The sequence below is a fragment of the Pontibacter arcticus genome (assembly GCF_003284895.1).
Taxonomy (GTDB): Bacteria; Bacteroidota; Bacteroidia; order Cytophagales; family Hymenobacteraceae; genus Pontibacter; species Pontibacter arcticus.
In genome coordinates, this window is record NZ_QMDV01000002.1 from 273,008 (window position 1) to 284,759 (window position 11,752).

The 11,752-nt window shown below is 43.1% G+C and carries 5 protein-coding genes; 3 read left to right on the forward strand and 2 right to left on the reverse strand.

The annotated features are described in order from the left end of the window. Positions 1-11 precede the first annotated feature (11 nt). Complete coding sequence (locus tag DP923_RS06390; protein ID WP_112305024.1) at positions 12-1,211, forward strand: anhydro-N-acetylmuramic acid kinase; 1,200 nt, start codon at positions 12-14, stop codon at positions 1,209-1,211. A 369-nt stretch (positions 1,212-1,580) separates the two neighbouring features. After that, positions 1,581-4,598: a glycoside hydrolase family 3 N-terminal domain-containing protein gene (locus tag DP923_RS06395; protein WP_317047271.1), complete on the forward strand. Its 3,018-nt coding sequence runs from the start codon at positions 1,581-1,583 to the stop codon at positions 4,596-4,598. A gap of 270 nt (positions 4,599-4,868) precedes the next feature. Here DP923_RS06395 and DP923_RS06400 read toward each other — a convergent pair whose 3' ends face one another. Both DP923_RS06400 and DP923_RS06405 read right to left on the reverse strand, forming a co-directional pair. After that, positions 4,869-5,531: a hypothetical protein gene (locus DP923_RS06400; RefSeq protein ID WP_112305025.1), complete on the reverse strand. Its 663-nt coding sequence runs from the start codon at positions 5,529-5,531 to the stop codon at positions 4,869-4,871. Positions 5,532-5,766: 235 nt separating this feature from the next. Further along, positions 5,767-7,047, reverse strand: coding sequence for a sugar MFS transporter (locus DP923_RS06405; RefSeq protein WP_112305597.1), 1,281 nt, complete (start codon positions 7,045-7,047; stop codon positions 5,767-5,769). 1,245 nt (positions 7,048-8,292) lie between these two features. Between DP923_RS06405 and DP923_RS06410 the strand changes: the two genes are divergently transcribed. Further along, positions 8,293-11,196 carry an Ig-like domain-containing protein gene (locus DP923_RS06410; protein WP_165838155.1) on the forward strand — a complete coding sequence of 968 codons (2,904 nt, stop codon included), beginning with the start codon at positions 8,293-8,295 and terminating at the stop codon, positions 11,194-11,196. Positions 11,197-11,752 lie beyond the last annotated feature (556 nt).

Sequence of the window (11,752 nt, forward strand, 5' to 3'; positions counted from 1 at the left end):
CACTCTGAAGTATGAATCGTAATTTTTCGCGCCTTTTTCAGGTCATCCGAAAAGAAACAAAGTATATCATCGGGCTGATGTCGGGCACGTCGCTGGATGGGCTGGATGTGGCTTTGTGCGCTTTTACAGGAAGTGGAACCAATACCAAAGTTGAGGTAAAACACTTTATAACCAAGCCGTATACGCCTGAGTTCAGGGCACAGGTGAAAGCCGTTTTTTCTAAAAAGCAGGTTGATCTGGAGCAGGTCTGTATCCTGAATGCGTTTATCGGGAACTACCACGCCGAACTGGTACTGGCGTGTTTGCAGGAGTGGGGAATGGAGCCGCAGGAAATAGATGCCATAGCCAGCCACGGCCAGACTATTTACCACGCACCGGCTTCGCAACACCAACTGCCAGGTATGCCCAACGCAACGCTGCAGATCGGAGACGGCGACCACCTGGCTGTAAATACCGGTATATTAACACTCAGCGATTTCCGGCAGAAACATGTAGCGGCTGGTGGTGAAGGTGCGCCGTTAGCTGGCTACGGCGATTTTATACTTTTCGCGGAGCAAGGCAAAGACCGGGTGTTGCTTAATATTGGGGGCATTTCCAACTTCACTTTTCTGCCTGGCAGCTTAGATGTGGCACGTATGTTTTCGACGGATATTGGCCCGGGCAATACCCTGATGGATGCGTATGTGCAGCAGCAGTTTCCGGGGAAGTTTTATGATGCCGATGCCCAGATTGCTTTATCAGGAAAGTATAACCAAGCCTTAGTGGAAGCACTGCTAAACCAAACTTTCTTTCAGCTTGATTTTCCGAAAACAACCGGTCCGGAGCTGTTTAATCTTGATTATCTGAAGTCTGCCTTGCAGCAATCCGCTCAGGAACAACTGGCTGCAGAAGATGTGTTGTCATCGCTTAACAGGTTTACTGCCATTAGTATAGCTAATGCTATTAAGCAAAGTATAGCCAACGGCAACGCTGAATTATTTATCAGTGGGGGCGGCATGCACAACCCCTTGTTACTTCAGAATTTAGAGGAGCTTCTACCGGGCGTACAAATCAGGACAACAGCTGAACTGGGCATTCTCCCAGACGCCAAAGAAGCTGTTTTATTTGCAACGCTAGCCAACGAAACCCTGGCAGGGGAGGCAGCTACTTTCGAAAACTCCAACAAGCAAATGCCTGCTGTACAAATGGGTAAGATCAGTTTTCCTTTTTGAGATTGTTTATATCAATTTCATGCAATACTGAAATCCAACCACCCCCGACCCCTCCTTTTCTAAGGCGGGGGTTTACCCCACCCCAGCCCTCCCCATTATCGAGGGCCCCTACCCCCAAAACAGGGGGGAGTTCTAATTTTACTCTTAATTAGAAGCGCGAATTAAAACTGAATAACTGTTACTATAAAACTTATACTTCACTAAGGCAACATCAGACTCCCCACCTTGGATAAGGAGGGGCTGGGGGTGGTTGGAACCGGCGTTACATCACTTAATCTATTATCCAATCTACTTAACTCAAAACAATAAATTTTGCCGTTTTTAACTTAAATTGCAGCAGATCATTACCCTTATCTATTCTCTGTGATTTTGAAAAAGTATTCCCCACTTTCTGTTTTTATACTTCTGATCTGTTTGCTGAGCTTCACGCAGGCGCATAGCCAAACCAAAAAAAGCAAGTATAAAAAGCCAATTGAAAAAGCTAAACCAGCTGCCTTTAATCCCTTGACCGATCCTGCCTATTTAGGATGTAATTCGAAGTGGGTGGATTCTGTTTTTAATTCGCTGACGCCGGACGAGCGGATCGCGCAACTGATCATGATTCCGGTATATTCTAACCGCGACCAGGCACATATCGATTCCATCAGCAGCCTGATCTCAAAGTATAAAGTTGGTGGGTTGATCTTTTTCCAAGGTGGGCCGGTGCGGCAGGCAAAAATGACGAACCGTTACCAGCAGGAAAGTAAAGTGCCGCTTATGGTTTCGATTGATGCGGAGTGGGGCTTGATCATGCGCCTTGATAGCACGGTGCGTTTCCCTTACCAGATGAGTTTGGGCGGAATTGAGAATGAACAGCTAATCTATGAAATGGGTGCCGAAATTGGTCGCCAGAGCCGCCGGTTGGGTATTCATGTAAATTTTGCACCTGCCGTCGATATCAACAACAATGCGAATAACCCGGTGATCGGTTTCCGCTCTTTCGGCGAAGACAAGTATAATGTTACACGCAAATCCATGGCTTACATGAAAGGCATGCAGGACCAGCGCGTACTGGCCAATGCCAAACACTTTCCGGGACACGGCGATACCAACGTAGATTCGCACTATGGCCTACCGCTCATAAATTTCTCGCGCATTCGCCTGGATTCGGTGGAGCTGTACCCGTTCCGGGAGCTGATGAAAAACGGGTTGGGAAGTATGATGGTGGCGCACATGAATATACCGGTTTTGGATACGACTGTGAACCTGGCTTCCACGCTATCCAAACCAATCGTAACCGATCTCCTGAAAAAAGAAATGGGTTTTAAAGGCCTGGTGTTTACGGATGCCCTGAACATGCAGGGCGTAGCGAAATTTTACCCGCCGGGCGTGGTAGATGTAAAAGCATTGCTGGCCGGAAACGACGTGCTCCTGAATACCATGGATGTCAAAAAAACTATCGAGGAAATCAAAAAAGCCATCCAAAACAAAGAAATTACCCAGGAAGAAATTGATGCGCGCTGCCGCAAATTACTAGCAGCCAAACAGTGGGTAGGCTTAGATAAAGTACAGCCCATCGAAACCAAGAACCTGATCAAAGACCTGAACAACCCCTACGCCCAGTACCTGAACCAGCAACTGGTAGAGGCTTCGCTTACGCTGCTTCGGAACAAAAATAACATCCTGCCACTCCAGAACCTGGATACCTTAAGAGTAGCAGCACTGGCCATTGGCACTAATCAGAGAACAGATTTCCAGGAGGAGTTGGCACGCTATACCAATGTAGATACCTTCTTTTTAGCACCAAACAGTTCAATGCAGGAGTTGCTTGCCCTGAAAGAAAAACTGCAAAAGTATAACCTGGTAATTGCAGGCGTACACAAACTTAAACTGAGCGCCGGCTCCGGCAACTTTGGCATCACAGCCGAAATGAACCTGTTCCTGAAAGACCTGATCCAATCCAAACCAACTATTGTGAGCGTGTTCGGGAATGTGTACAGCCTGGCAAAAATCGAAACCCTTGAAAAAGCGGATGGGGTAGTGGCGGCTTATCAGGAAACACCTGTAACCCAGGATGTGGCAGCACAGCTTATTTTTGGTGGCGTTGCAGCGAAAGGGAAGTTGCCGGTAACGGTATCCAGCGCTTTTAAAGTAGAAGATGGCTTGAAAACCCAGAGCACTACGCGTTTTGCTTATACTTACCCGGAAGCGGTTGGCCTGAAGTCGGAAGATATGGCCGGAATTGATTCGTTGATAGCGCAGGCCATGCAGGAGCAAGCTACCCCGGGCGCACAGGTATTGATTGCGAAAGAGGGGAAAGTGATCTATAACAAATCGTTTGGTTATCATACCTATACAAAGGAGCAACCCGTAAAAAATACAGATGTGTACGACCTGGCTTCGCTAACCAAAGTAACTGCTACTATGGCTGCTTTTATGAAGTTAAACGGCGAAGGAAAATTTGATGTAAACAAAACACTGGGAACGTACCTGCCCACAATGGAAGGCAGCAACAAGGCCAACCTTACTTATAAAGATATTTTAACACACCAGGCGCAGTTGCAGGCCTGGATACCATTCTGGAAAGAAACAGTGCGTAAAAACGGAAGCTTTAAGTGGCGTACCTTCAAGGCTGATTCATCGCGACGTTTTCCTGTTAAAGTGGCTAATAATTTATACATGCACCGCAAGTATGCTGCTAAAATTTACGAACAGATAAAAGAATCGCCGCTAAACGAAAAGCCAGGTTATGTCTACAGCGACCTCTCGTTTATACTTGCGCCGCTGGTTGTAGAGAACATTACTGGCCAAAGTTTTGAAGCCTATTTACAGGAGAATTTTTACAAGCCGCTCGGTGCTGCCACCCTTACGTTTAACCCTTATAAAAAGTATAGCCTCAGCCAGATTGTGCCAACCGAACTTGATACAGCCTTCCGGAAGCAGTTATTACACGGCACTGTAAACGACGAAGGCGCGGCGATGCTGGGTGGTGTGAGTGGCCATGCCGGTTTGTTTGGCAATGCAAATGATGTAGCCAAACTGATGCAGGTATACTTGCAGGACGGCACTTACGGGAAACACCAGTTTATTAAATCCGGTACAGTGCCGGAGTTCAGTAGATGTCCGTTTTGTGAACAGGGAAACCACCGCGCCCTAGGCTTTGACAGAGCATCAAAACCCGGTACCGAAAAAGGGAATGCGGCTAAAAGTGCACCCATCGAAAGTTACGGCCACTCTGGTTTTACGGGCACTTATACCTGGGTTGATCCTGTAAACAAACTGGTGTATGTGTTCTTGTCTAACCGCGTGCATCCGTCCAGAGAAGTAAACAAACTGAGCCAACTGAACACCAGAACAAAAGTGCTGCAGGTAGTGTACGATGCGATCGAGAAAAGTAAAGCCAACTAATAAAAGTATAAACTCAGCTTGCTGACCTACTTCTAAAGTATAAATCAGTTTAAAAAGAAATAGCCACTGTCCGAATTAACAAGGGCAGTGGCTATTTTTACTATGAAGCTTTTTAAAGTTTTCAATTATAGCGCCTAAACCCGCCGTTGTTGGTGTTTTCACCAACAACTATGCATTCATGAACAGGTACTTGCTGGTGAAAACACTCAGTAAGGGCGGCGGATTTTGATATGCTAAAAAACGCTGAACAGCTTCAAAGTATAAACGATGTTATTTTGAGCGGGAAGTAAGTTGCTGGTTTAGTTCGCTTACTTTGTTCATCTCCGTTTGTAAGTCGCGTTTCAGTTTCAGTTCTTTTTCGCGGGCAAGCTTTTTGTGTTCGGCCAGTTCCTGATCTACTTCTTCGAATGCACGTTGCTTTTCTACGGCAATGCGTTTGTTGCTTTTGTAAAGCGATAAGATAACGCCCATCGCGATCAGCAATCCTAAAATAATAACCGAAGTCAGAATCACATAAAGCTGTTTCGGCATATCCATTCCGAACACCGAAATGCTGGCGATGGCTTTATCGCTCTCGTCGATGGAAGCCTGTTTCTGCTGGTTTTCAAGTTTTAAGTCTTGCAGTTGTTTTTCCTGATCTGCGATGCGCTGCCGGGCTTCCACCAATTGCTTATCAGTTCCTTTGCGGGCATCAGCCAGTTGCTTTTCCGTTACCAGCATGGTTTTCTTTACATTATCCCAAAAGGCATCCAGCATCTTCTGATTGACAACCTTGAACGTCTGGCCTTTTTCCTGGTACGAATTAGATTTGCTTTTCAGGTTGCTGAACTGGCTTTCCAGGTTCTGGGAGCCTGTTGGTTGGGAAGCAGTATTCTGGGCCCTGGCAGCAGGCAAACTCAGCGCAAAAATCAGGAGTAACAAAAGATGTTTCATAGTGGCTATTAGAATTCAGATAATTTCTTAGTGAGCAGGTTATACTTTAAAAAAGGGTTAATGCATGTGCTACCCTGTAAGGTATATATCCCTAAGTTAACTGATTTAGATGGTTTTTATTGCAATCAGGTGTACAAATTGAGGCCTAGCACCACTATTTCATACTTTCCCTTCAGAAAATTAAGCTTTAAAACATATTGTTTGCTTATACTTTTCCTGATTTGAAGGTATGCATTCAGCTTTTGATTTTGTGGCCTTTTGCAGCATAAAACCAGATAAACAGGTAGCACGGTACCATGATCCAGTAGGCTTGCTGGGCGTTCCAGTTATCGGCAAGCAGGCCATAAAGCGGAGGAAGTAAGGCACCACCCGCAATACCCATAATCAGCAACGAAGATCCAATTTTGGTAAAGCGACCCAGCCCGGCAATCGCCATCGGGAAAATGGCAGGCCACATGATAGAGTTAGCCAATCCGAGCAACGCGATAAATAGCACCGATGTAAAGCCGCTGGTACTGATGGCCAGCACAGAGAAAATAACGCCTAAAATAGCCGAAACCTGCAGCGCTTTTTCCTGTGAGATATACTTTGGAATGGTAACAATACCGATCAGGTAACCAACAACCATCGAGGCCAGCATATAGGTGGTGAAGATCGTAGCTTTATCCAGGGCAAAACCTTGCGTGGCTCCGTAACTCACAATTGTGTCGCCGGACATCACCTCAACACCAACATATAAGAATAGCGTTAAGACGCCCAGCATCAAGTGTGGGAACTGCAGGATGCTGGTCTTCTTGGTATTGGCAACCGCTATCGTTTCGTCTTCCTGGTCGGTTTCAATTTCTGGTAAAGAGGACAGGTGAACGAGAAGGGCAAGTATAAGCAATACAGCGGCTACAAAAGTATAGGGCATGATCACGCGTTCGGCAAGGGCATTCAATTCAGCGGTTTTCTGTACCAGATCCATACTTCGAAGGCGATCTACGATCACATCAGAATTTAAAAGCAGGATCGTACCGAGTGTAAAAGAAGAAAGCGCACCACCAACTTTGTTACAGATACCCATAATACTGATGCGCTTGGCTGCACTTTCGCGTGGGCCAATAATGGTGATATAAGGGTTAGAAGCTGCCTGAAGTATGGTAAGGCCGGTGCCTTGTATAAAGAGCCCAAGCAGGAAAAGGCCATACGTGCGGGAGAGAGCCGCCGGAATAAAGAGCAACGCACCAACTGCCATAATAACCAGCCCCAGCGTCATTCCTTTTTTATATCCTGTAGCCTTTAGCACCCACGCCGAAGGTATACCCATCACGAAATAAGAGATAAAGAAAGCAAACGCAACGAGGTATGATTCAAAATTATTGAGTTCGCAGGCAATTTTCAGGTACGGAATCAGGATGGAGTTAACCCACGTAACCGACCCGAAAATAAAGAATAACGCGCCAATAATCAGGATAGAGCGGGTGGTGTCTGTTTTAGTAAGCATGGGCTTAATAGATGCAGTGCTGTTTGCCATAAAAGGATTTTTTCTCAAGGTAAACATTTGCCCTTTAAATCTAAACTATCCCCGGAAACAAAGCTGCCAGCTTGGGTTTTCGTTGTTTACCAGACCACTTTTATTAGGCCAGATCCATACTTTATTGCCTCAATTAAATTATGATAATATTTAGGGATTTATACTTTGTCTGTATAAAAACAAATAAAGAACTTGTTAAATTGTACTTTATATTTAAATGTATAGTATAATTTAGGTTTTTAAATAACAGTTGTGCTTGTTTTTTTTATAATAGTTAATTCGTTTTATACTTAAAAAGATACCTTGTAATGATATTTTAAGTGATTTTTAGATAGGAAATATGCAAGAGGTATCAATAAGTTATAAAACTGATAAATATCATTTTAATCTAAAATTTTAAATATAATTGGATTAAAAAATAAATTCAGAAACTTAATATTAACTACCTGCGTTCCGGCTTCGATTTAAATCGTTTAGATAATGTGTTGATAAATAAAGTCTTATTGTAAAATTTAGAAATTTTAAAAGCAATTTTAAAGATTAAATATATTATTTTATACTTTATTGAAATAGTTTAATTATATGATAAGTATAAATTTGGCTAATTAAAAGTATATAATAAAAATAATATTATAAATTAACTATCAGATTAAGCTTTTATTGCTAATTTAGCGCCATATCATTAGTATTATTTGAATAAACACGGAAAAACAATTTGGTAAAGTTTTATAATTATTAAAATTATTGGTTATGATGAGAGTAATGAAAATTTATATTGGCAATGTGCGGATTAAAAATTGTCTAAAAAGCCACCTTTGTTAATTCTGTAAGATCCTCCCTTTCAACTTAGCCAATATGAATTCAACTTTTACTGCCAATCATTCTTCTTACCACATTCAGTGCAGGTTATACTTTCTGCTACTTTTTATACTTCTGATGGCTTGTCTATTGCTGGCAGGGGGCATTATAGCACAGTTCTATAATGCAGAAGTATTGGAAACCAGTGTGAATAAAGTAGCCTGGTTCTGGATTTTCTTTACTTATTTATCCTCTTTCGATAAGTTAAGTTTAAGTATACTAGCGGCCTTTGTTTGCGCGGCTGTACACTGTCTTAATTTTTTCAGATCCAACCTTTATTCCTTGCAATACGAAGTTATAGCAGACAATTCGTCACAAAACAGCGTTTTTCGGGTTAAAAGGTACAAAACTGTTGTAGTAAGTTGTGTTGCTTTCTTTTTGTATCTGATGCCTCAATTTGTAGTGGGGCAAGCGCAGACTCCAGTAACCGTAAGTGTCTGTGAAGGAGAAACAGTTACTTTAGCGTTGCCGGAAAACGATGCGCAATTCATTCAATGGTGGTACCGTGATAGTCAAGATTATCCATTTGAAATAATTGCTGGTGCTACAGGCTATACCTATACATTTCAGGCTACTGCTGCAGACAATAACCGCATATATGAAGGGGATTATGAATCTAAAGTAACAGGTTGGGGCAGTAGTGCTTATCTTATAAAAGTGAACCCAGTACCTGTTACGCCAACTGCTGCAGGGGCGTCGCGCCAGGGAGCAGGCTCTGTAACGCTAACTGCTTCTGGTGCGCCGACAGGAGGGAGTTACCGGTGGTACACCGTTGCTACAAACGGAACTCAGATAAGTGGTGCGACAAGCGCCAGTTATACTACACCAAGTTTAACTGCAACTACTACTTATTATGTAGCTGCAGTTAATGCCACTGGGTGCGAAAGTGCCCGCAAAGCTGTAACCGCAACCATTATAAATACAGCGCCTTCTGTTCCGGTGGATGCAAATGCAGCCCTTAACACAGTAGCTGAAAAAGCTGCTACCGGAACTTTGGCTGGCATCACAGCTAAGTCTACTGACCCGGAAGGAACCCCCGTTTCTTTTGCGCTTACCGATAATGCAGGCGGACGTTTCGCTATTGACGCGCAAACAGGTGTAGTTACTGTTGCAAACGGAGCTTTGTTGCAATACACTACTGCTTCTGCTCATACCATAAAAGTACGGGCAACAGACGGTTCAATTTTTTCAGATGAGCAGGCTTTTACAATTTCGGTTACAAGAATAAATGCAGCACCGGTTGCTACATCAATTAATCACCCGGTAACCTTACTTAACACAGCCGCTGCTACATCACTCACAACCTTGGCTGCAACCGATGATGTGGCTGTTCATACTTTCCGGATCACGTCAGGCCCGGCCACAGGTATACTTTATGTAAACGGAACGCAAATTGAGCTAAATAAGGATTACCCGTGGGCGCAGGCAAATACGCTAACTTTTGATCCGGCAGAAAGCAATTACGATGATATCCAGCTAAGTTATACTGTAACTGACAACGAAGGAAAGATAAGCGGACAAGCCATTTTAACTATTCCGATCAACGGTGTGCCCTTAGCTATTAATACAGAAAACTTCAAAAAACTTTCTTCTTCAGCGCCCCGAACAGCGATCAGTCCTTTTAAAGGGAATGATGCGGATGGTACTATCTCTCATTTCCGCTTAATAACGCTTCCAACGGCAAGAAAGGGTATCTTATATATCAATGGTTTAAAGGCTGAGTTAAACGTGGATTATGAGTGGTCGCTTAGGAATATGTTATCTTTCGATCCGCATTATGGAAATGCTGAACATTCTGGCTTTTCTTTTACAGTAAAAGATTCGGAAGGTGCTTATGCGGCTACACCAGCTTCGTACAGGGTGCTTATTGTACTGGATTATGACCTGGATGGTATCACGGATGACCTGGACCTGGATGACGACAACGATGGGATTCCGGATACAATAGAAGGGGAGGGAGATAACGACAAAGACGGCATTAAAAACTCTTTCGACCTGGATGCGGATGGCGATGGGTTGACTGATGTGCAGGAATATTTACAGGATGCAGCCTTACTGGCAAATTATGATCGCTTTACCGGCAGGTTAACGGGTAAAGTAGGAACAAACGGTTTGCTAGATGCCTTGGAAACCAGTCCTGACAGCGGCAAACTGAAGGCAATTATTTCGTTTCCCGATACAGATGGCGATGGCCTGGCAAATTACCTGGACTATGATGCAGATAACGACGGCCTGGCTGATAACCTGGAAGCACAGCCAACCGGGAACAGGGTGGTGGCTTCTGGTATCGATTCTGATATGGACGGAATCGACGATGCCTATGACCTGACCTGCGGTTGTGCAGAAAACGGTGTGGCACTTACGCCTATTGATACAGATGAAGACGAACTGCCTGATTACCTTGACCTGGACAGCGATAACGACCTGATTTCAGATACAGAAGAAGCGTTCGATTTTAATGATAATGGTAATTCGCTCGATGATCTGCAAGAGTTGGTTGGTTTCTACCAGAGCCGGATGAGAACCACTTCTGAAACCAATACTTATAATCTGGTTGATTCCAATAATAACCAGATACCGGATATGTTTGAGGATGATAATGTAAACGGCAGGCAAAACTTCCTGGAGCCAGGCCATATCCACTATATTGATGCTGATTACAACGGCTTCGTAGATCTTGCGGATGAAAGTATGGCCGGCACCGAAACCATACCAAATTACTCTTTCAGAATACTGGATGCAAAAACACAACTTCCGGTTTATCTGGCTGGTTTGGCAGCAACTCCAAAGCTGAATGGCGTAAGTATAAACTGGCTTACAGCGATGGAAGTTGATAATGATTATTTTGAAGTGCAGCGGAGTGTGGATGGAAAGACCTTTACGAAAATTAAGCAGGTGAAAGGCGCAGGTTATAGCAGCCAGAAACTGGCGTATACTTTCCTGGATATGAATGCACCCGCCGGCGAGTTATACTACAGGTTAAAGCAGGTAGATTTTAATGGAAAGTATACCTATAGCCACATAGTTTCTGTTGAGATGAAATCCTTGGTAAGCAGCGCAAAGCTTTTTCCGAACCCTGCAACTGCATTTATAAAGCTAAGCTTAACCGAGTTGCCAACAGCCATATACCAGGTGCGTATGGTAAATATGGAAGGCAAGGTGCTGCAGACGATCGCCCTAAAAAATAGCCGGGAGCATGTATTCGATACGCAGCATTTACCGGTAGGCAAGTACCTGCTACAAGTGCAGAGCGAAGTAAAATCTTATACTTTGAGTTTTATTAAGCAGTAATAGATTTAGTTTCTAAACAAGAAAAGCCCCTGAAACCAGGGGCTTTTCTTGTTATGGTTCAGCGGTAAAATTCAGGCCCGCAATATTCCTGATTGTCTGTTATTGCTGTGCTTATTATAAGGCTGAGATCTTAAAGATGCAGCTTATTAATAAAGCTAGTTTAGCTTGGCTGCCTTGTTTATTGATAGTACCGGATTTTAGTTGATCTAGTAAGATTCAAGGTGTATTGCATTTTTAGAAGTATAACAGGTGGTAAACGTTTTTTCAGAATGCATCAAACTGTCTATTAAAACCTTTAGCCATATTTGTGCTACTTGATAAAAATTATTAGGTAATAATCTTGATTTTTTATATTGTACAAAACTGGTAATCAGCTTCATTTAATCAGTCTTTTTAAAGTTAGGTATGGTATATAAATACCTGATAAATAGTATAATATAAAATACTTGTTGTGTTATGTTAATGCATTAAGTATGATATAATCTATAATTATTTGAAGTATAGGTGCTATTTCTGTTTTTTTTTAAATACTATATAATCAAAATATAATATAGAA